We start from the raw sequence: 22,267 nt of genomic DNA, 5'->3' as shown, positions 1-22,267 counted from the left end.
ATTACTTTATTTATTATTACTGCATTAACAAATTTCTTGCCGTAAAGTTTAAATGGCCAGATAAGGGTGTTAAAAGGTGTTAATTTTCACTGAATCGAAGCTGGCCAATGCTTTATATGTTCTTAATCCTATACTGCCCGATTGATATTGATCATCTGATGCTGAAAGTACTGGTTTAGGAGATCCATTTATAAAAATATCAAATTTAGTATCCTTGGCAGTAATCTTTAAGGTATATATCTTATTCATTTCGACAGGGTATTTTTCTGAACGTATTACTGTCCATTTTTGCCCGTTAGCTTTCCCAAACACTATGGTTCCATTAAGTTGATCTAGACCCACATAGTATCCCTGGTAAGCATCTGGTCCTATAGCCGGCTTAGCAACCCTGAACATTAAACCAGCATCACCTGTGGTATTGATTTTAACATCGGCCTGATAAATAAAATCTTTAAAATCTGTTCCGTTAGCTACGTATTTAGATCCATTTATACCATAACCACCGGAACCCGGATTTGAGGAAACATTCATCTGACCATCTTTCCAAAACCAGCCACCACCATAAAAAACCCAGTTATTGGCCATTCCGTGATCAAAGTTTTCGACCAAAGTTTTGTTTCCCTTTTTGGGTTCACCAATTACGGGGAAGCAACTTAAGCGGATATTTTCTGATCCATATGGAACCAGGGTAATTTCCTCCGGCTTTTCTGCCGATGCAATTGGGCCAAATGGTACATCAAAAGCAGCCATCTTATTGTAATCTAAGCCCCATGATGGAATCCTTTTTGCCAGTACCTTTATTTTAAGCGGTGCATTCGCTGCTATAAACGGGTTATCGGGCATTTTTGATTGGAGCAAATTAACATTAGTCAAACCACTTTTATCGATCATTAAGCCATAATTCCATGCCGATTGGGGGTGTATTTCATAATCTGTAAAGCCTGTAACAGCATGTGTTTTAGTAACCTTATTTATGGCTTTAATTTCCAGTGCGTAAACAATCGGTCCACGTTCTACACTTACAGAATTGTTTACCTGTGTATTCGTAGTAACTTCCATAGGAAAGTTAAGTTCTAATTGATCCTTATTTTCCCATTTGCGGGTTACGGTAAACATTTCTCCAGCTTTTACACCATTTAAAACAATTCCATTTAGTTTGATGCTCGGTTTTACACTCCAGGCTGGAATTCTTAAAATCAATGGAAAAGATACAGGTGCAGCGAGCCCTACTCTTAACCTGATCTGTTCTCCGAAAGGATAATTGGTTTCTTCTGTAATTTTAACTTTTTTATTCCCGGCAACTACTGTTTCTATTTCCATGGGGCCATAGGTAATTACGGCCAAACCTTTATCTGGCGTGGCCACTACACTATTTTTCACATAATAAGGCCAGCCCATGTGCATATTATAGCGACAGCATCCAAAGCCTGAATATGGACTGGAAACAATACCTGTGCTATAATCCTGATTAAATCCGTGTCCGCCATGGATACTCTGCACCTGGTTGGGTAAAGTATAATAAGAATGGTTTTTAAAATCCCGGCTAAACTGGGCAGGCAAGGCATTAAAAGCCACTTTTTCTAACTGATCGCCAATTTTCACTTCGTGGATAACCTTTGCTGCCGTTTCTAAACTCTGCATCCATTCTACTACGGTACAGGTTTCTACACCTTGCATGCTGCCGGTACCTGCCAGAAACTCTGTTCCGGAACCTAAACCTTCTGGCTGACCATGGTCGTGCATAATATGATTGATGCCTTTAGAAAATGCCTGAAGGTTAACAGGAAGATCTTGAAGTTGTGCATAAACTACGGGGAATTTTAGTGCCTGAGCGACGTTAACCATATGTTTTGGCTGAAAATCGTCACCGAAAAAGTAAAATCCGTTGTTGGTGTAAATATCAATCCAGGGGTAGGCTTGTTGTTTTAATTTTTCTACAAGCTTTAATAAATCCTTTTCGCCGGTTTTATTATATAGCCAAATGGCAATTTCCATGTTATCGCCAGCTCTGGCTTTAGCCCATTCACTTAGCGGATTGGCATCAAGGTTATCGAGTTCATATTTAAAATATTTGGAGAGGAATGGAATAACCCTATTATCGTTTGTGGCCTCATAGTAGCTTTGCAGCGCATACATCATTGGCATGCGCGGCCACCAGTCATTCATTTTCTGCGGACCAAATAATCCGTTAGCCTGTTGATTATTTAAAGTCCAATCGATATATTTTTGTGCCTTCGCTTTTAGCATAGGATCATCTAAAGTATAGGCCAATGCCACCAAACCTTTAACATAGTAGGGTACGCGCTCCCAACTACTGCCTTCTCCACCCAGCCAATCGGTATTTTTACCCAGGTTATCTTTTTCCGGATACAGCTCTTCGGCCATCCCTGTTGCTCCATCTCTCTGTTGTTCCAACTGCTTTAATAACCAACCTCTGGCTTTAATACTGCCTATGGGCAATTGCACATAAACATGCTGTTTTAAAGGCGTTTTATTAAACTCGGTTAAACTTTGGGCTTGTAAGTGTTGAATAGATAAACCTGGTAACAGGATATATAAAAAGGTTATTGCGCGCTTCATAAAAGGATGATTTGGTTAGCTACTTATTAAGGTAAAACTAACAAATACATCCGATTAATAAAACGATTTAGTCAAAATCGGAATCAATAATAATAATATTAACCAGAGTTCGATTATTAATAATGCCTTTCAATAGCTTATTTCGGCTTTTTGATCTGGCGGCCGTCACCCTGATCCGATAGCTAGCGAATTCATTTCTGGGTCTTTCCAGTTAAAAAGATGCTGACCACGAAGTAGCTACAAGGCCGTTGAAAATATTATTTCTACTTGTAAAACAAGTTCAGCATGACGAATCGGTCAGGTATGGGTCGTTTATAAGACAGTCTTTAATTTAAATAATTATTGAGTTCAGGTTATTAACCAAATATTAAACAAATAAAGGCCCCAACAACATATGCAGGATAAATTGTTGGGGGGGTTGTAGAAAAGGTGTAGGAAATTTATTTTTTGCCAAAGGTTATCCCCTGCCAGGTATCTGTTCTAAATGGTGAAGCAGGTAAGCCATCATTACTCACGAGGTTACAAACCGGATTGTTTCCCCATGCATAACGAACCGCTACCGGATTGGCCACCTGATCGCTACTGACGATAATCTGGTTCCCTTTGATACTTGCTTTGGCCCAATAAAACTTCTGATCTGCGCCAGCAATTGCAAAACCTTTTAGCACCCCACCATCTGCGGTTTTTAATCCATTTCCGCTATTACCAAACGTTAAAAGCATCTGTTTTCCTTCAATTTTATTTGATTGATAAACAGGCCCTGAATAGTTTACTTTTTGGCCATATGTTTTAGCCAAAGCAATTAATGCCAATCTTCTACCCACCTCCTGTTTATTTTTGGGATGAATATCTTTTGCATCGCCAATATCAATGATGGTTGCCATTCCTGTATTTGGCAGAGCAAGTGTTTTTTGCTGTGCCTCCCTTAGTTCTGCCCATGCAGATGCTGATGGTGTATTATCAATCTGCATATAATTAGCCAACTGCACAAAATAGAAAGGAAAATCGCCCTGCCCCCATTTCTGTCGCCAATCTTTTATCATTGTTGGAAACAACGTCCGATATTGGTAAGCCCTACCGGCATTAGATTCTCCCTGATACCAGATAGCCCCCTTAATGGCGAATTGCTGGTAAGGATGGATCATGGCATTGTACAAAACTGTTGGTCGGTTAGGGCCGTTTTCTTCGTATGGCTTAGGCGCAATATTTTTAAAATCCAAACCGACTTTGTATTTCCATTCGCCAGCTAAAGAAATTTTTTCAGTGCCATTAGTTAAATTTAAATCCTTTGCATGACCATATAATCCGCCGCCGCCACCACTATCAAAAACCCTAACCGTAATGATGTTTTCGCCTGTTTTGAGCAAGTTAGCGGGTACATCATATATTCTTTCTACATTATACCCTGTTGTTTCACCAACTTTTACACCATTAATAAAACTTATGTCATTATCGTCAATAGTGCCTAAATTAAGTTTTACTCCCTCAGTTTTCCAATCTTCAGGGATGATCACCTTTTTTGTAAACCAAACCACACCGTCAAAATCTTTAAGTGCGTCATCTTCCCATAAGGTTGGCAAAGTCATACTTTTCCAATTACCACTCTCCGGCAATGCCCATTTCATGGTTCCATTTTGATTCCCGGAATCTTTATCTGTAGTGATTTTGACCCAATTTAGCAATCTTTCCTCATCAGAAATTGCAGATGGATTTTTAGCCAATTTCTGTACCTGATCAACTGCTGCAGAAAAATCTGCCATCTTTTTTAATGATTCGGCACTCGTCCAGGCTTCAGCAATTGTTCCTCCCCATGAAGAGTGGATCAGGCCAATAGGAATTTTAGTTTTTTCATACACTTCGCGTGCAAAGAAGTATGCGGTAGCAGAAAATTCAGCAATATATTTCGGGCTACATTCCTGCCAACCGCCATTGGCCACTTTGGCATCGTTAAGTGGAAAATTACTGGTAATATGTTCTGCCTGCCATAAACGGATGTTAGGATAATTGGCTGCTGCAATTTCTTTTTCGCTATTGAGGATTTTGCCCCAACCTGCCAGTGGCATTTCCATGTTCGACTGACCTGAGCAGATCCATACATCGCCAATTAATACATTATTAAGCACCAACAATTCTCCATCCGATATGGTGATGGTATATGGACCTCCGTAACCTGGCGTTGCTACTTTAAGTTTCCAGTCACCATTGGCATCGGCAATAGCACCATAATTAATTTTATTCCAGGAAACCATCACTTTAACGGCTTTACCTACGGCTGCTTTGCCCCAGATCGCGGCATTCGTTTTCTGCTGTAAAACCATATTATTGCCAAACACTGAAGGCAACAGAATTTTAGCCTGTGTAAATGGAGATATAAAAGTAATGCGACTACGAGGAGTATAGTGCCCAGCCTGTGGATGCTCATATGTTAACCTGTTTTTGATGATTAGAAAACGAATGTACGTTTTATAGCAGTCAACATCAATATGATGGTCTGCTTCTCCCAAGATTTATTGCAAAAAGGGATAAAATTCATACAATTATTTTGGGTAAACGCATCATTTTACTTATTTTGCAAGCCTAAAAGAACAACGCCGCTTTAATATGATGGCCATCAATGTTCTCTCAAATAAAAAAATTAATGGTTAAGATTTTCATAGGTGGCCTTCCTGACAATATCCAAGAAATGGATTTGGCAATATTGGTTAGCCTTCATGGTAGGGTTGAAACAATTAAGGTAGTTCGCGACAGGGCTACAGGCAAATGTAAAGGCTACGCATTTCTGGAAATTTACAGCCTGCCCGATGCTAAAAATATCGTATCTACTTTAAATGGCGAAACCTTTAGAGGTAATATAATTACGGTTAAAATATCTGAAGAGGAAAGCGGTGCAAAAGCGGCAAAGCCTAAACCTAATCCCAACCAACCTTTTAAAAGTAAAAGGCCCAGGCTACAACGCTAATCATTTAGCTGGTTTTTACTAAAATTCTTAATAATCTGGCTGCAATTGCTATCAGTAACCAGCAATCTTTCTTGTTTGTTCATCCTACAGTAAAGATTACTTTACCATAAACTTTATTTCAGATCTACAGATATGGAAAATTATGCCATTGTAATATTTATTTTAGCTGTAATGATTGGCCTTTCTGGCATCGCAGACCGAATTAAAATCCCCTATCCTATTTTACTGATTATTGCCGGAGTTGCAGTTGGTTTTGTACCATCATTACCACCAATTGATATTAATCCCGACATTATATTTTTGATATTCTTACCACCATTGCTTTATGATGCTGCGTTTAACATTTCATTTAAGGAATTTAAAACCAATATCAATACCATTTCTACCCTCGCTATTTCGCTGGTTTTTATCACCGCAGTTGGCATTGCCGTAGTTGCGCATTATCTGATTCCGGGGATGAGTTGGCCGCTATCTTTTGTATTAGGTGCCATCCTTTCTGCTACTGATGCCGTTGCTGCCATGAGTATTACAAAGGGCCTTGGTTTATCTCATAAAACCAATACCATTTTAGAAGGTGAGAGTTTGGTTAATGATGCTTCTGCACTGGTAGCTTATCGTTTTGCCGTAGCCGCTGTAACGGGAACAGCTTTTGTGTTTTGGAAAGCATCACTTGAATTTGTCGTTTTAATGGCTGGTGGATTTTTAACAGGCCTGGTGATGTCGACAATTTTAGCATTTATTGTTAAGCGGATTCATAATAATAGACTGGCAACTATAAGCTTTATGTTATTAATGCCCTTTGTTACCTACTTAATTGCCGAAGAGCTACAGGTTTCTGGCGTTATTGCGGTAGTTATTTTAGGTCTTGGGATATCAAGGTTTAGCAACAAGGTATTTCCGGAGCAGCTTAAAAATCAATCGAAAAACATCTGGGACATTATTATCTTTTTATTAAATGGGCTCATTTTTATATTAATTGGCTTACAGTTCCCTTACGTATATAAAAACATTAGCGGTGCTGATATCCTGCCTTATATAGGTTATTCGCTTGTAATTACCGTAGTCGCGTTGTTATTGCGAATGGGACGTGTTTTCTCACAAAAATTTAATCTTCAAAAAGCTTTTCAGAAAGGGAAACATCGCATTACAGCGGATGCGCTGCTGGACTTTAAAAATAGCCTGATCATTAGCTGGTCTGGCATGAGAGGCATTGTTTCGCTGGCGATTGCAATTGGTCTACCCACTACTTTATCTGATGGAAGTGCATTTCCGCAACGAAATGCCATTATCTTTATCTCGGTGGTGGTGGTATTGTTTACCCTTATCGGGCAGGGGCTTTCTTTACCCTGGTTGGTGAAGAAACTGGCTACTGAGGATAAATAACTGATTCTTAGCGTAAATCATAAAATAACTGTTAAGGACATTAAGGCTCAATTTAATGAAAATCTTCATCCTGAACGTGTTTCAGGATCTTTTAGAGCAGACTCTATCGTTGAAGCTAAATTTAAAAGCAAAAAGGGATAAAATCTATTGATCTTATCCCTTTTCATTGCTATCAATTCTAGCTTACCAGTATACGCTATAAAGTGCCACCAATAAGCCGATGATGATTAAAGCGCCGACTGCAAAACTGGTAGTCGTTTTAAACATTTTAGCATCAATAGCCAAACCTTTAGTTTCAGCCTTCTCTTTGTTGCTGGCCAAACTGATCATTACCATACCTAACATACAGAATACAAATACAAATCCCATCCGGTCTAAGAATGGAATTTCGTAAACCCCATCTGCATTTTTAACAGAGAACCCCATGCCTGACAACCAGGAAAGATCTGTTATTATAGGTAAGAATTTAAGTAAAATAGACAAACCGAAACCACCAATTGTTGCAAATAGTGCCGCACTTGATGTTGTCCTTTTCCAGAAGAAACCTAAAATAAACATCGCAAAAATACCGGGGGATACAAACCCTGTATACTCTTGAATGTACTGAAATCCACCTTTTTTATCGATCCCTAAATGAGGCGCAATTAATACACCAAGAATCATCGCTACAACGATAGAAATCTTACCGGTGGCTACCAGATTATTCTCTGTAGCATCTGTTTTTAACACTTTTTTATAAATATCTAAAGTAAAAATAGTAGCAATACTATTTGCTTTACCTGCTAAAGAAGCTACAACCGCAGCAGTTAATGCCGCGAATGAAAGACCTTTTAATCCGGCAGGAAGCAAGTTTAACAATACCGGATAAGCGCGATCTGGATTTACAGATCCATTCTGCAACATTTCTGCTTGGAAGGCACCATCTTTATACAATACATAAGCGGCAATACCAGGTAATACCACGATGATAGGCATTAGCAGTTTTAGGAAAGCAGCAAAAAGAATACCGCCACGGGCAGTTTCTAAATTGGCGCCTAAAGCACGTTGTGTGATGTACTGGTTACAGCCCCAATAGTTTAGATTTACGATCCACATACCGCCGATTAAAACACTTAAACCTGGCAAATCGATGTAATTTTCGTTATCAGGCTTTAGGATCATGTGGAAATGTTCTGAAGCTTTAGAAGTCATTAAACTATAACCTTCAAAAATACCGCTCGTACCATAGTGTGTAGAAACCAGGTTTAAAGCCAGATAAGTTGTGGCCAAGCCACCTAAAATCAAGAAAAACACCTGGATTACATCTGTATAACCAATTACTTTCATTCCGCCCAGTGTAATGATGATCGCAAAAACAGCAATAGCATACATACAGAAATTCAGATCAAAACCAGAAATGCTACTTACAGCTAAAGCACCTAAGTAAAGAATAGAAGTTAAGTTTACCACAACATAGAGCAATAACCAGAAAACAGCCATAATCATGGCTACTGTACCGTTATAACGCTGATGCAAAAACTGTGGCATCGTGGCTATTTTGTTCTTCAGATAAACCGGAATAAAAAATACGGCTACCACCACCAAGGTAAGTGCGCCCATCCATTCGTAGGTGGCAATGGCCAATCCCATTTTAAAACCTGAACCGCTCATGCCGATAAACTGCTCTGCAGAAATGTTCGATGCGATTAAAGATGCGCCGATTGCCCACCAGGTTAAAGAACCTTCAGCCAGAAAATAATCTTTAGAACCCGTAGATTCTGATTTTTTCTTGTTGTAAATGTAGAGCCCGTAAGCAGCTACAATAACGAAGTAAATTGCAAATACAATGTAATCCTTCGTGTCTAATAAATTGTTTTTCATTTATTTATTGGTTGATATAAATTGGATGTTTAAACTTTAATTGAATAAACTGGTTCCATTATCGGTTTGAACAGTATATGAATCTAACTTAAGGCCAAATTGCAATAAATATTTAGAAGACAGTTCTTCGATTAAATCTGCAATTTTTTCTTCTTTAACAATATTAATGGTGCAACCGCCGAAGCCACCACCCATCATTCTGGCACCCAACACGTAATCCAGTGGTTTAACCGCCTCAACCAAAAAATCCAGCTCCTTGCAGCTTACTTCGTAATCTTTGCTTAAACCTTCGTGTGTTTCGAACATCAGGTTTCCTAAACCCTGCAAATTACCATTTTCCAGTTGTTCTGCAGCTGTTAGTAAACGCCCTATTTCTTTGACTACAAAACTGCATTTTGTAAATACTTCTTCATCTTTTGGCTTAACATGCGCTTCCAACATACTGAGATCTACATCACGCAAGGTACTTACATTGGGATAATGCTCACTTACCCAGGCTACACCCTGCTCGCATTGGGCTCTTCTTGTATTGTAAGCCGAATCGGCAAGGGCATGTTTTACATTCGTATTTAAAAGTAAAAGCTTATAGCCATCTAATTTTAAAGGGATGTAAATGTGTTTCATCGATCGGCAATCGAGCATAATAGCCTGATCTTTTTTGCCAAATACCGAGGCAAACTGATCCATAATACCACAGTTAACACCTGCAAAAGTCTGTTCGGCCTTTTGTGCAATTAACGCAACATCCATTTTAGGTACATTAAGCGAAAAAAGTTGATCTAGCGCAAAACCCGTAGCACACTCTACTGCTGCCGATGAAGATAAACCCGCGCCCAATGGTACATCGCCATCAATATAAAAATTGAAACCACCCAGGCGGTAACCTCTTTCTATTAATTGATCTGCTACACCTAAAATGTAGTTTGCCCAGCTATTTTCAGATTTATTTAAGCTTTTTACCGATGAAATATCGAATTGCTGATAACTCTCTGAAAATAAATGAATTTCATCATCTTCTCTTTTTGAAATGGCTACGTAAATGGCTTTATCAATAGCTGCCGGCATCACAAAACCACCATTGTAATCAGTGTGTTCACCAATAATATTAATTCTTCCCGGCGAACGAACCAAAATGGGCTCGGCATTGAAAAGTCTTTGAAACGTAGTTTTTAAATCTTGAGCATTCATTATCTAATAATTTTAGTCTTCAGCCTTGCTGGTTTTATAGTGTATAGTAGACATTTCTTTCAATCGGTTTGCGGCAAACTCAGGTGTAATATCGCGCTGAGGGTTAGCTAGCATTTCGTAACCTACCATAAATTTTTTAACCGACGCTGAGCGCAACAATGGCGGATAAAAATGCATATGCCAATGCCATTCCGGATAATAACCATTGTTTACAGGTGTCTGGTGCATACCTGCCGAATATGGAAAAGAGGTTTCGAAGAGGTTATCGTATTTTGTGGTGAGCACTTTAATGGCTTCGGCTAACGATTTCTTTTCTGCATCAGTAAAAAGTTTAATACTGTTAACATGCCTTTTGCTGATGATCATCGTCTCATAAGGCCAAACTGCCCAAAAAGGAACCAATATGGCAAAATGATCATTTTCAAATATGATACGCTCTTTTTTCGTTTGTTCCAGCTTTAAATAATCAGCAAGTAAACTTCTTCTGTGGATGGCGTAGTAAGTTTTCTGACGATCGGTTTCTTTGGCAATCTCTAAAGGCACATCGCCCTGCGACCAGATCTGACCATGTGGATGTGGGTTGCTACAGCCCATTATTTCGCCTTTATTTTCGAAAATCTGAATATATTTAATCCAATCGTTCTCAGCCAGACTATTAAATTCTTTCTGCCAGACGTTAACCACAGCCGTTATGGCTTCTACACTCATTTCAGGAAGTGTTAGATTATGCTTAGGACTAAAGCTGATTACTCTGCAAAGCCCACGCTGGTTGTTGGCTACCAACAAATCACTTTCATTCATTTCGCCAGCTGGTGTATCCTGTAGCAAAGCGGCAAAATCATTGTTAAAAACAAAGCTCTCGGTATAAGCCGGATTGCTATCGCCGTCTGCTCTACCGTTTCCCGGGCATAAATAACATTTAGGGTCATATTCCGGACGGTTGTCTGGTGTAATGTCTTCAACTTTACCCTGCCATGGCCTCTTGGTACGGTGTGGTGATACTAAAACCCACTCGCCGGTTAATATATTGAGCCGGGTATGCGGATTACTGTCAAGTTCGAATGTTTGGTTCATTTTATATTTTTCAACTGGTTAGAAAAAAGAAAGCCACATAGCCCTCCTATCTAATGCGCCAAATTATAAAATTAATATTAATTGTCAAAAAGACAATTAATATTAATTTTTATTTTCGTGAAAATTTAAACATATTAAGCCCTTTAAACCCTAATTAAAAATGATTGAATATTCCAGGCAGCCACATTATCTTGTTGCTGTTGATTGCATCGTATTTGGATTTGATGGAGAACACCTTAAAATTCTGTTGGTGAAACGGGGTTTAGAACCCGAAATAAACAAATGGAGTTTAATGGGCGGTTTCGTAGGTCCTGACGAAAGTCCGGATGATGCAGCAAATAGGGTACTCAAAAAAATGACGGGTTTAGAAGGCGTTTATCTCGAGCAGATGCAGATTTATGGCGAACCTCATCGCGACCCGATTGAAAGAACACTTTCTGTGGGTTATTTCGCCCTTATTGATATCCACAAATATGAGGCGCAGTTAAATGATGATTATGAGGCCGAGTGGTTTTTGATCAACGAGCGGCCTAAACTTATTTTCGATCACAACCAAATGGTGGCTGATGCCCGAAAAAAATTAAGGTATAAAGCGGCACTTCATCCTATATTGTTCGAAATGCTGCCCAAAAAATTCACTATTCCGCAATTACACATCCTTTTTGAAGAGGTAAATGATACTAAAATAGATACGAGAAATTTTAGTCGTAAAATAACCTCCACAGGGCTATTAATTAAACTGCCTGAAAAAGACAAAACAGGCTCTAAAAAAGGTGCATTCTATTTTAAATTAGATAAGAAGAAGTATCACGCCAATTCGCAGGCTTTTTTAAACCTGGTACCCAACTTAAAAGTGTAGCTTATCTTCGGCTTTTGCAACACTTAGTGCATAAGAGTAAAACAAAAGCGAAGCCTTATTCCTTTGCTTAGGTAAATTGTACCTTAAATATGGCAAAGCATAAAAAAAGACCTTTCCAGCCAATAGAAAACTATGGCGTTATCGGCAACCTGAAAACTGTAGCGCTGGTTTCCTTAAAGGGCTCGATAGATTTTTTGTGTGCACCAAAATTCGATTCGCCCACCGTTTTTGCCTCCATGCTCGATTCGGAAAAGGGAGGTTATTTCTCGGTTGAACCACAGCTTGAAGACTTTACCAGCAAGCAACTTTATCTACCTGGAACAGCAGTTCTGCTTACCCGTTTTTTCGCCGAACAGGGCATCGCAGAGCTTAGCGATTACATGCCATTATCGAAGGAAACTGATTTTCCTAGTGCTATCGTGCGGCAGATCAAATCCATTAGGGGCAACATTACTTTTAAGGTTTTCTGCGTACCCGCTTTTGGCTATACCAAAAGTAAACACACGGTTCAGCATGAAAATGACGAACTGGTTTTTTTTTCCAAAACTGAAAAACTGACCTTAAAGCTAAAAGCGGATGTGCCTTTACATATTGAAAAAGGTACTGGTTATGCTGAATTTACGCTAAAGGAATCAGAAACGGCGCACATCATTATGGAAATTATTGAAGATGATAAAGTTGCAGCTGGTTTAGCCCATTATAAAGAACATGGTTACCGCAAAACCGTAGATTACTGGCGGGATTGGATCAACCAGACCACATATAAAGGCCGTTATGATGATATTATCAGGAGATCGGCAATTACCTTAAAGTTACTTACCTCGGCAGAATTTGGTTCGGTAGTGGCCGCACCTACTTTTGGATTGCCTGAAACGATCGGCGGAAACCGTAACTGGGATTACCGTTTTACCTGGATCAGGGATGCGGCTTTTACCATGTACGCATTTTTAAGGCTTGGCTTTTTTGACGAAGCTACGGCATTTATGGACTGGATATTTAACCTTTGTCAGAAAATAGACTTACAACTGGTGTATCAGATTGATGGTAGTGCGAAAATAAAGGAAATAGAAGCCGATCAGTTTGAAGGTTACCTTTCGTCGAAGCCTGTACGCATTGGTAATGAAGCAGCCAGTCAATTACAAATTGATATTTATGGAGAACTGATTGATACGGTTTACATTTATAACAAATCGCACAAACCAATTACTTATGAATTCTGGACATTGATTGAAAAACAGGTTCAATGTGTAATCAAACAATGGAAAAAACCCGATCACGGCATCTGGGAAATCAGGAATGAGAAAAAGGAGTTCCTACACACACGTTTAATGTGCTGGGTAGCGATGGATAGGGCAATTAAAATTGCCGAAAACCGATCATTCCCTTATCCGGAGCAGGAATGGCACGGTATCCGCAGTGAAATTTACAAAGATATTTATCATAATTTCTGGAATGAAAAATTAGGTGCATGGGTTCAGTATAAGGGTGCTACACATGTAGATGCCAGTGCCTTGCTGATGCCGTTAACACATTTTATCTCACCATTGGAACCCCGCTGGCTTTCGACCATGAAAGCAATCGATGAAGAATTACTGCTTGATGTATTAGTTTACCGTTATAAAAACGGCATGACTAAAATAGATGGATTGGAGGGCGAAGAAGGCACTTTCAACATGTGTTCGTTCTGGTTTATTGAAGCATTGGCCAAAAGTGGAGAGTTGGAACGTGCGGTTGAAAATTTCGAAAAGATGATCGGTTATTCCAACCATCTTTTACTCTTTAGCGAAGAACTGGGGCAAAAAGGCGAACACCTTGGTAATTTTCCCCAGGCTTTTACACACCTGGCCTTAATTAGTGCGGCTGTAGAGCTTAATAAACAACTGAGCCGCGAAACCGGTTAGCCTATTGTTCTTCGTAATGATAGGTTAATCCCCCATCCACATAATAGGTTGATCCGGTTACGTAAGCGGCATCATCAGAAGCAAGAAAAGCGACTACTGCAGCTACATTCTCCGGCTTCCCCATCCGCTTTAATGGAATATTTTGCAATACTTTTTCCAGTTGTTTTTTATCGTTCAATAAATCATCATTAATAGGCGTTGAAATAGCCCCTGGCGCTACATTATTTATCCTGATGTTAAACTGGGCTAATTCTGAAGCAAGGTTTCTGGTCAGCATCATTAAGCCTCCTTTACTGGCGCAATAGGCAGCAAAATTAGGAAATGCGATTTCTTCGTGAACAGAACTCATATTGATTACAGTTCCAGCTATTTTACTTTTTCTACAGTAATTTACAAATGACTGGATACTAAAAAAAACACCTTTTAAGTTTGTGTTCATAATGAGGTCATAATCTTCTTCGGTAACTTCCCAAAAACTGGCATTTTTTTCCACGCCCGCATTATTGACCAAAATATCTAAATGTCCAAATACCCCTACGGCGTCGGTTATCAATTTTGTGGCTGCATCGGCTTTACTTAAATCGGCTTCCAAAAAAGCTGCCTTTCTGCCCATGTCTTGTATTTCTGCTATCAGTTTTTCGCCACGCTCGTCAAATTTATGACCATTTAAAATAATATTACAACCCTCTTTGGCCAACCTTAAGGCACATGCGGCACCAATTCCCTGACTGCTTCCAGTAATTAAAGCAATTTTGTTTTCAAAACGATCCATATTAAAATATTATACTAAATAAAGGAAATTGATGTAAATATGTTTGCGTAAAATTGAAGTAAATTAAAAGGATTATTGCATAAAATATAAGTTCTTAAAAAAAACATCGTTATAGCTATAATCATTTATTAGTATGTTTGGGCAACAAACACACAATAAAATAAATTAATCTTAAAACATGAACATTACCAAAAATCTTTTATTTACCACGCTCCTAGCGTTGTTTACGCTAACCATGTATTCTTGCAAAACCAAAAAACTGGCTGCAAAACCTACTCCGCCACCTGTTGAGAAACCAGCACCACCAGCAGAGGAGAAAAAACCAGCGCCGGTACCAGAAAAGGAAGAAGCTCCTGCTCCGCCTGAAAAACCGAACTTTAACTTAGATAATATCCAATTTGAGTTTAATTCATTTGTACTTAAAACATCATCGTTCCCTATTCTGGATAAAGCGGTTACAGAGATGAAAAAATCGCCGGATACAAAATTTGTTCTCAATGGTTATTCATCTGCTGAAGGCACGCCCGAACACAATATGCAACTTTCTATAGACCGCGCAAATGCGGTAAAATCGTACTTTATAAATGCTGGTTTAAATGGAAATAACTTTACTGTTGTTGGCCATGGTGATAAAAACCCTATTAGCAGCAATGACAGCGAAGAAGGAAGAATTCTGAACAGGAGAACTGAAATAAAGGTTCAGAAGTAGGTATTAAAACATTAAATATGAAAAGGGCCATGGTTTAATTTCCATGGCCTTTTTTATGCAATCGTATTTTGAATTGTTTCCGTATTTCGACACCGTTCCAATAGACAGACTTCACTAAACTTGGCGGTTATACCGAATAAACAAAAGCTCCCCAAATCTATTAAGACCTGTGGAGCGAAATTATCTAAATACCTCAATAACCTGGGTTTTGAGTGAGTACTGCATCTTTATTTAACTGTATTTCTGTTAACGGGATAGGTAATAATAAGTTTTTCGTGGTTAAACCTGTGATTGGTTTAGACGCATCATTCGAGTTTAACCTAAGCGCGCGTTCTACTAAAGTTCCTGTCCTCATTAGTGTCATTCTTCTATTTTCTTCGCCAATCAACTCTCTGGCTCTTTCGTCGAGAATAAAATCTTTAGTCATTTGAGCAGCCGTAACCTGATCGGCACCTGCCCTGGTTCTCAATACATTAATGGATGTAGCGGCATCTCCTGTTTTGCCTTGAGCAACCTGTGCTTCGGCCAATAACAAATAAGTTTCACCTAATCGCATTAAAATGAAATCTTTGATCATGGCATAACCAAATGTATCATTAGGATCAAAGGCACCCCATTTTGTTGTACTTGGACAAATATTAATCAATGTATCAGGACCTGTAAAAGGAACCTGCTTACCATATCTAGCTGCATATGTAGGATTTGGATCATTATAATAATATCTTCTACGGATGTTATATTGTGAATTACGAATATCATTTCCTTTATACAAGCCATAAAGTACCCAGTTACTTAGGCGCAACCTGCCAACCGAACGCCCGCCTAATGAATCGGCCAAAGCCATGCCTGCGATGTTATAGTAAGCAGCCCCCCAAACCCTTCTTTGCTGTGGATTATCGGTAATACCACCCACAACCGCAGTTGGATTTTCCTGTTCTAATACCCAAATAGCCTCGGTATTGCCCTGTGATCTTCGTTGATTACCATACTGGAACATATCCGAATAGTAATCGCCAGCCTGACTTGTTTTAACGCCATAACGTGCTTTTATCAGGCTAAATTTACCACTGGAAATAATGGTTTGCGCCTGTTGCTCAGCCAAATCTGGCTTTCCAATTCGAAGATAAACCTCAGCTAGAAGCTGCATGGCCATAAATTTATTTGCTCTGCCATACATTTTGCCCTTAGTATTGGTTTTCACCGCTTCAATATCTGGCAAATTGCTTGAAGCATAAATCAGATCGTTTACAATCTGGTTGTTTACATCGGTTAGCGGAGCACGAACAAAATCGGTTTTCGGACCTGATAATGCGTGTAAAATTAAAGGAACCCCACCATAGCATGTGGCAAGATTATTATAAGCATAAGCCCTAAAAAATTTCGCTTCGGCACTAACCAAACTTTTACCTTTTGCACTGATACTGGTTACCGAAGGGTTTTCAATCCCATCGATAATGATATTGGTTAGGTTAACCATAATATAATTCCTGTTCCAGGTTCGCGCTGAACCACCATCAGTAGGTGTTAAAGTTGCATAATTATAATAGGGAATTTCAACTCCTTGCTGGTTGTTAGTGGCATTGGCCACATCGGTACCTACCTGCCACACGCTTGGCCAGCCCTGTTGATCAGACCAGGAAAATATGGTACTGGTGTGGTTGTACAAGCCGACCAATGAGGCTTCGAAACCAAGTGAATCGGTAAGCGTTAACGGCGTATATAAAGAAAAAGGCTTCTCATCCAGATATGATTTTTTGCAAGACGATAAGGCGAAAAATAATACGGTTAGAGATGCGAATACGGTTATATATTTTTTCATGATGATAATAATTAACGTAATGAAACATTTAGACCCAGAACAAAAGTTCTTGTTATTGGATAGTTATTTGTCCAATCTGCCGCAAATGCCTGTTGATTGGCACCAGAATTTCCTGATCCTCTACCATAAGTGGTTTGCTCAGGATCCCAACCTACCCAATTAGTAAAGGTGTGCAGATTACGTCCACTTGCATAAACAGTTAAACTACCTAGATGAAGTTTGTCTAAAACATGTTGCGGAAATACATAACTTAATGTTACATCTTTAATTCTGGTATAACTTGCATCAGATGCGTAGCCATATCCTAAAGTATTATTATAGGATAATGCCGGGCGGGTTTGGCTTTGGTTTTCAGGAGTCCAATAACCAATCTCTGCCGGGGTATTTCTTCTTCCTGTTTCATCACCATAAGTTAAGTCTGGATTATTTCTGGTTATACCCTGCGCGGTTTGAATAAATACGCTTAGGTTAATATTTTTGTAATGAAAAGTATTGGTTATACCACCTGTCCATTTCGGAGCAGTTTGCCCGAGAATGGTTCTGTCGTCGGCAGTAATTTTTCCATCACCGTTTAAATCGGCAAACTTTAAGCTACCCGGCTTTGCTGTTGGATCCTGCTTAGAAACATCTTCGCCAGTTTGCCAAACCCCAGTCATTTTGTAATCATAAACCACATTAATGGGCTGTCCGATAAACCATCGGTTTCCTAAATCATCTTTACCATCGCCGTACAAGTCGTCGATTTTATTTTTATTGGCTGCAAAAACAAACATTGTTTCCCAACGGAAGTCTTTTCCTGCAAAGTTTTGAGTATTCAATGTGAGCTCTAAACCATTATTGGTTGTTTTACCAATATTTTCTAAAACTTTTGAGTAACCTGTAATAATGGGCAAACTTCTGTTCAGTAACAAACCACTTGTTTTATTCTGGTAAGCTTCCAAACTACCGGTAATCCGGTTATTGAGTATGCCAAAATCTAAACCAATATTGGCCGTTTTGGTAGTTTCCCATTGCAACAATACATTACCCAAATTATTTGCAATAACCCCAATGGTACTCACTCCATTAAAAGGTGAGCGGGCAGAAACTTCGTTAGTAATGGTATTATAAACACCAACCGCTTCGTTTCCGGTTTTACCGTACGATAATCTTAATTTCAGATTGCTAAAGAGCTTAACATTTTTCATAAAATTTTCGTTCATAATATTCCAGCCAAGAGCCGCTGATGGAAAAATACCATGCTTGGTTGTATTTGCTCCGAATACGGATGAACCATCCCTGCGTGCCGTTAAAGTAAATAAATACCGGCTATCGTAGGAGTAAAATAAACGGCCCATTTGTGAATTCAGCCCATATCTATCACGGTTGGTATTACTTGTTTGTGTAGCACCTGCACCAAGGTTATCCAAACCTAATTCATCATTAATAAATCCAACCGCACCTGCCGTGGTTGAATTGTATTTGCGTTCCTGAGCACTATATAAGGCCGTAAAATCGAAATGATGCTTTTTAATATCCTTAGCGTAGGTTAAGATATTTTCTATGGTATAACTGTTGGTAGATGCATTATAACTTCTTGCGGTTCCATTATTATCATTTGCCAAACGCCCTACATAACTACCTGATCTTTCAGGAAAATAGGTGTAACCAGTATTTAGCCTAAATTTTAAACCTGTTAAAACACCAGGAAATTTTACCTCGGCATACCCGTTTCCATTTATATTGGTTGTTCTATTAATCTGTGTGGTTTTTAAGCCTAACAATGGGTTGGTATAAAGCTGCTCAGGATTCATCGGGTAGATGGTATATGATCCATTTGAATTATACTCCTGCCCGTAAGGACTCATTGCGGTGGCTAATAATAAGTTTGCTCTTCCGCCGTCGAAATTATTGCTGGTTAAAAAAAGCGAAGTTCCGATGGTTAAAAAACTGGTCACGTTTACATCTAAGTTGGATCTTAAACTTACACGCTTGAACTGGTATCCTTTTACCACCCCTTTTTGATCTAAATAATCACCCGAAATAAAGTATTTAACATCGGGCGATCCACCAGATATACTCACGTTATGATCTTGAATCTGACCCTGTTGTGTAGCCTCATCTACCCAATCAGTTGTAGTTCCGGCATTGTAAGCGGGCAGTTCGCCAATATTTGGAACTGGCCTGGTTTGTGTTTGATTGGTTTGTTTAAGAAAATCTGCATACTTTTGAAGATATTCCGCGCCGCTTCTGGGTGTTAAAATATGGGCAATATTATCAATCCCCACATAACCGTTATAGCGGATTACCGGCTTACCAGTTGTTCCTCTTTTCGTGGTAACCAATATTACGCCGTTTGAGCCATTTGTACCATAAATTGCTGTAGCACTCGCATCTTTCAAAACCTCTACCGACGCAATATCGTTAGGGTTGATGTCGTTTAATGAACCTCCAGTTTTAGTTAGTGGTACACCATCAACTACTACGTATGGTCCGGCACTTGCTGTTATCGAATTTTGTCCGCGGATAAGCGAGTTAGGTTGACTTCCCGGCACAGATGACGTAGTGGTAATATTTACCCCTGCTACTGCGCCTTCAATTGATTGAAGAACATTCGTTACGGGTAATTGCGACAACCGTGCTTTAGGTACAGAAACGATCGATCCGGTAACATCTGATCTTTTTTGAGTACCGTAACCAATAACCACAACATCATTTAAACTTTTACCGGAATCTTCGGCAAGGGTAATATTAAACTGTGTTTGGTTATTAATTAAAATGGTTTGGGTAACGTAACCGATGAAAGTAATAACTAAACTTTCTCCATTTTGAGCTGATATTTTGAAATTCCCATTGGCATCGCTGGCCACCACCTGAGAAGTTCCCTTAACATTGATGGAGGCACCAGGAATCGGATTGCCTTTATTATCTTTTACTTTTCCAGAAATTGAGATTTGAGTGTTTGTTTGTGCAATTGAGTTGTTTGATTTACCTAAGAATAGGACTAGCGCAAACAAAAACATTACCGCACACTTAGAAGTGGCCAGTAGTTTTTTTTTCATTTTTTAAGATTATTGGTTAGTGAATAATTGAATCACAAAGGAATTCAAAAGGGTAGCCTGTCAAAAATATTTTATCAAATATTTAATCTGACCGATTGTGTAAATTATGCATGAATAAGAATGATTTGATTACGGCAAAGTAATGATAAAACCGCAGCGAAGTGAGGGGTAATACAGTAATAAGTAGGGGTTAAATCGTTACTTTTTGTTTTAAGTTGGTATTTTAACCCATTTTAAAATTTTCTAATGTTTAATCCACGTTTATTTTTTTAAGTGTGTTTAAGATCGGCTGACCAATTGCCTTTAAAGTTTTTTGATCTGGTTTAAGCAGTTCTAGAACAGCGATCTCATTTTTACCTTTTTTTAACCACTCTTGTGGAATATAAAGTGTTTGCTGCGGACCAATTGCCCAGTATTTTCCAAGGTTGTGTCCGTTAATCCAAACTACTCCTTTGCCCCAATCGGTCATATCTAAATAGGTATCGGCCGCGGTTGAAAGCTGAAAAGATCCTTTCTGTAAGGTCGGCCCGTTTCCATTTGCTTTTGATTGACTGGTGTTACGAATGCGATCGTTGCTGAAAGGAAAACCATACATAGACCAGTTTTTAATTTCTGCACCATCAAAAGTTACTTGCCCGGTAATTCCTTTTTTGTTTTCCAGCAAATACTTTCCAAAATTAATCCGTCCCATATTCTCTACAAAGACATCAAGCTGTACCTCTCCTGCCGGAAGATCTAATGATAAGGTATTCTGGTTTAGCCTACGGTCTAAAATACCTGCTCTTTGTTGATTGATAAAAACGAGGGCATAATCGCGTAATTGTTTAAGCTGCAACTCACCTTTTCTACCTCCCTTAATGGTAGTACGGTACAATACGTAACCATAATCCTGACCCAGGTCTTCAAAAGTTAAAGGTGTAGCATTTTTCACCGCTTTAGGCAAGGCATTAAATAAGGCTACTTTAGTGTTCAATTTAAAAGGTGCAATAGCCATACTAGGTTTTGCAGCTGGAATTGGTGGTAAACTTTGTCCTGCAGGAAGGTGTTTTTCGACTACACTTCTAAATGCCTTAAATTTTTTGGTTACGTTTCCGGCTTCATTTAATGGCGCATCATAATCATAGCTGCTGGTTTGTGGCTCGTAAGGCGAAGTATCCTTATAGTTTGCGCCATTCATAAAATCGCGGGTAGTACCGCCGTGGAACATATACATGTTAATCGAAATGCCTGCCGCTAGAACAGAATCTAACTTTTGGGTGTATTGCTCAGCCGGAACGGTATGATGAGGGGTTCCCCACCAATCGAACCATGCAGGATACCATTCTGCAATAAAATATGGGCCTTTGCCACTATGGTTTTCATTGACCAACTGCCTGATTTTTCCTGGATTATCAATCCCGTTTAATGCTGGCAGCAAGCCGTTTAAATGTCCGTCTTTTACGTCCGCTGCAGGATCGCAGGTGTAAAGTAATCCATCAAAACCTGCCTCTATAAACATTTTCCGGTTGATATCTAAATAGTTTTTATCAGCAGCATAAGAACCATATTCATTCTCTACCTGCACCATTATGATATTACCACCATGGTTAATCTGCAATGGCGCCAATTGTTTGCCAACTTCAATGATATACTTTTTATATTCATCTAGATATTGCTGTTCGGTACTTCTTACCACCAGGCCTTTTTCGGTTTGCAACCAGTAAGGGTAACCACCAAACTCCCACTCTGCACAAACGTAAGGACTGGGTCTCAAAATAACCCACAGGCCTTCTTCCTGGGCAATTTTTACAAATTCTGAAATGTTATTATTGCCCGAAAAATCGAATTTGCCCTTTTGTGGTTCATGCAAATTCCAGAACACGTAGGTTCCAATGGTATTTAAGCCCATGGCTTTGGCCATTTTCATACGTGCGCGCCAGGCTTCTTTTGGCACACGTGGATAGTGCATCTCTCCAGATATAATCTGAAAAGGTTTCCCATCCAATAAAAAGTCTGTTTCTCCCAGTTTAAACGTATGTTTAGCCTGCTGACCAAAAGCTGATAAGGAGAAACATATCGCCACCAACCATAGTAATTTTGCTTTCATTTTAAAGTTTGTTTTGAGATGACCCTTATTTTTGGG

The 22,267-nt window shown here is 39.1% G+C and carries 14 protein-coding genes; 5 read left to right on the top strand and 9 right to left on the bottom strand.

What is annotated here, in order from left to right; translation table 11 throughout:
* Positions 1-69: 69 nt before the first annotated feature.
* Together BLR60_RS16870 and BLR60_RS25220 are read right to left on the bottom strand one after the other, a co-directional pair.
* Positions 70-2,580: a beta-L-arabinofuranosidase domain-containing protein gene (locus tag BLR60_RS16870; RefSeq protein WP_090501935.1), complete on the bottom strand. Its 2,511-nt coding sequence runs from the start codon at positions 2,578-2,580 to the stop codon at positions 70-72.
* A gap of 440 nt (positions 2,581-3,020) precedes the next feature.
* Positions 3,021-5,084, bottom strand: coding sequence for a sialate O-acetylesterase (locus tag BLR60_RS25220; RefSeq protein ID WP_244155686.1), 2,064 nt, complete (start codon positions 5,082-5,084; stop codon positions 3,021-3,023).
* A 134-nt stretch (positions 5,085-5,218) separates the two neighbouring features.
* Here BLR60_RS25220 and BLR60_RS16860 point away from each other — a divergent pair, with 134 nt between their 5' ends.
* Both BLR60_RS16860 and BLR60_RS16855 read left to right on the top strand, forming a co-directional pair.
* Complete coding sequence (locus BLR60_RS16860) at positions 5,219-5,539, top strand: RNA recognition motif domain-containing protein (protein ID WP_244155685.1); 321 nt, start codon at positions 5,219-5,221, stop codon at positions 5,537-5,539.
* A 132-nt stretch (positions 5,540-5,671) separates the two neighbouring features.
* Positions 5,672-6,922, top strand: a complete 1,251-nt coding sequence (locus BLR60_RS16855) for a Na+/H+ antiporter (RefSeq protein WP_090501931.1) — start codon at positions 5,672-5,674, stop codon at positions 6,920-6,922.
* Positions 6,923-7,105: 183 nt separating this feature from the next.
* Here the strand turns inward: BLR60_RS16855 and BLR60_RS16850 are convergent, their stop codons facing one another.
* Genes BLR60_RS16850 through BLR60_RS16840 form a run of 3 tightly spaced genes read right to left on the bottom strand, consistent with a single transcriptional unit; the run spans position 7,106 to position 11,044 of the window.
* On the bottom strand, positions 7,106-8,782 hold the full coding sequence (locus BLR60_RS16850) for a sodium/sugar symporter (protein ID WP_090501929.1): 1,677 nt from the start codon (positions 8,780-8,782) through the stop codon (positions 7,106-7,108).
* Between the two features lie 36 nt (positions 8,783-8,818).
* The gene (locus tag BLR60_RS16845; RefSeq protein ID WP_090501927.1) at positions 8,819-9,970 is read right to left on the bottom strand and encodes a galactokinase; all 1,152 of its coding nucleotides are present in this window, start codon (positions 9,968-9,970) and stop codon (positions 8,819-8,821) included.
* 12 nt (positions 9,971-9,982) lie between these two features.
* Complete coding sequence (locus tag BLR60_RS16840; protein ID WP_090501925.1) at positions 9,983-11,044, bottom strand: UDP-glucose--hexose-1-phosphate uridylyltransferase; 1,062 nt, start codon at positions 11,042-11,044, stop codon at positions 9,983-9,985.
* Between the two features lie 160 nt (positions 11,045-11,204).
* Between BLR60_RS16840 and BLR60_RS16835 the strand changes: the two genes are divergently transcribed.
* The gene (locus BLR60_RS16835) at positions 11,205-11,903 is read left to right on the top strand and encodes an NUDIX hydrolase (protein ID WP_090501923.1); all 699 of its coding nucleotides are present in this window, start codon (positions 11,205-11,207) and stop codon (positions 11,901-11,903) included.
* A gap of 89 nt (positions 11,904-11,992) precedes the next feature.
* Positions 11,993-13,804 carry a glycoside hydrolase family 15 protein gene (locus BLR60_RS16830; RefSeq protein ID WP_090501921.1) on the top strand — a complete coding sequence of 604 codons (1,812 nt, stop codon included), beginning with the start codon at positions 11,993-11,995 and terminating at the stop codon, positions 13,802-13,804.
* Position 13,805: 1 nt separating this feature from the next.
* On the opposite strand, the gene BLR60_RS16825 is transcribed toward BLR60_RS16830, so the two are convergent.
* Positions 13,806-14,576 carry an SDR family NAD(P)-dependent oxidoreductase gene (locus BLR60_RS16825; protein WP_090501919.1) on the bottom strand — a complete coding sequence of 257 codons (771 nt, stop codon included), beginning with the start codon at positions 14,574-14,576 and terminating at the stop codon, positions 13,806-13,808.
* A gap of 178 nt (positions 14,577-14,754) precedes the next feature.
* On the opposite strand from BLR60_RS16825, the gene BLR60_RS16820 reads away from it, so the two are divergent.
* Positions 14,755-15,285: an OmpA family protein gene (locus BLR60_RS16820; RefSeq protein ID WP_090501918.1), complete on the top strand. Its 531-nt coding sequence runs from the start codon at positions 14,755-14,757 to the stop codon at positions 15,283-15,285.
* 193 nt (positions 15,286-15,478) lie between these two features.
* Here BLR60_RS16820 and BLR60_RS16815 read toward each other — a convergent pair whose 3' ends face one another.
* The 3 genes from BLR60_RS16815 to BLR60_RS16805 form a co-directional block, all read right to left on the bottom strand.
* Positions 15,479-17,104: a RagB/SusD family nutrient uptake outer membrane protein gene (locus BLR60_RS16815; protein WP_090501916.1), complete on the bottom strand. Its 1,626-nt coding sequence runs from the start codon at positions 17,102-17,104 to the stop codon at positions 15,479-15,481.
* A gap of 11 nt (positions 17,105-17,115) precedes the next feature.
* Positions 17,116-20,145 (bottom strand): SusC/RagA family TonB-linked outer membrane protein, encoded by a 3,030-nt coding sequence (locus BLR60_RS16810; protein WP_090501913.1) that lies wholly within the window; start codon positions 20,143-20,145, stop codon positions 17,116-17,118.
* Positions 20,146-20,395: 250 nt separating this feature from the next.
* The gene (locus tag BLR60_RS16805) at positions 20,396-22,231 is read right to left on the bottom strand and encodes a glycoside hydrolase family 35 protein (protein ID WP_090502062.1); all 1,836 of its coding nucleotides are present in this window, start codon (positions 22,229-22,231) and stop codon (positions 20,396-20,398) included.
* Between the last annotated feature and the right edge of the window lie 36 nt (positions 22,232-22,267).

Origin of the sequence: Pedobacter terrae (genome assembly GCF_900100705.1) — a bacterium.
In the GTDB taxonomy this organism is placed as follows: domain Bacteria; phylum Bacteroidota; class Bacteroidia; order Sphingobacteriales; family Sphingobacteriaceae; genus Pedobacter; species Pedobacter terrae.
Note: the sequence above shows the minus strand (reverse complement) of the source record. Positions and strands in the feature narration are given on the sequence as shown.

Bases quoted from the DNA above. Each gene is read 5' to 3' on its own strand.
- BLR60_RS16845 (WP_090501927.1), bottom strand. From the start codon at position 9,970: ATGAATGCTCAAGATTTAAAAACTACGTTTCAAAGACTTTTCAATGCC.
- BLR60_RS16855 (WP_090501931.1), top strand. From the start codon at position 5,672: ATGGAAAATTATGCCATTGTAATATTTATTTTAGCTGTAATGATTGGC.
- BLR60_RS16830 (WP_090501921.1), top strand. From the start codon at position 11,993: ATGGCAAAGCATAAAAAAAGACCTTTCCAGCCAATAGAAAACTATGGC.
- BLR60_RS16820 (WP_090501918.1), top strand. From the start codon at position 14,755: ATGAACATTACCAAAAATCTTTTATTTACCACGCTCCTAGCGTTGTTT.
- BLR60_RS16835 (WP_090501923.1), top strand. From the start codon at position 11,205: ATGATTGAATATTCCAGGCAGCCACATTATCTTGTTGCTGTTGATTGC.
- BLR60_RS16810 (WP_090501913.1), bottom strand. From the start codon at position 20,145: ATGAAAAAAAAACTACTGGCCACTTCTAAGTGTGCGGTAATGTTTTTG.
- BLR60_RS16850 (WP_090501929.1), bottom strand. From the start codon at position 8,782: ATGAAAAACAATTTATTAGACACGAAGGATTACATTGTATTTGCAATT.
- BLR60_RS16815 (WP_090501916.1), bottom strand. From the start codon at position 17,104: ATGAAAAAATATATAACCGTATTCGCATCTCTAACCGTATTATTTTTC.
- BLR60_RS16840 (WP_090501925.1), bottom strand. From the start codon at position 11,044: ATGAACCAAACATTCGAACTTGACAGTAATCCGCATACCCGGCTCAAT.
- BLR60_RS16805 (WP_090502062.1), bottom strand. From the start codon at position 22,231: ATGAAAGCAAAATTACTATGGTTGGTGGCGATATGTTTCTCCTTATCA.
- BLR60_RS16870 (WP_090501935.1), bottom strand. From the start codon at position 2,580: ATGAAGCGCGCAATAACCTTTTTATATATCCTGTTACCAGGTTTATCT.
- BLR60_RS16860 (WP_244155685.1), top strand. From the start codon at position 5,219: ATGGTTAAGATTTTCATAGGTGGCCTTCCTGACAATATCCAAGAAATG.
- BLR60_RS16825 (WP_090501919.1), bottom strand. From the start codon at position 14,576: ATGGATCGTTTTGAAAACAAAATTGCTTTAATTACTGGAAGCAGTCAG.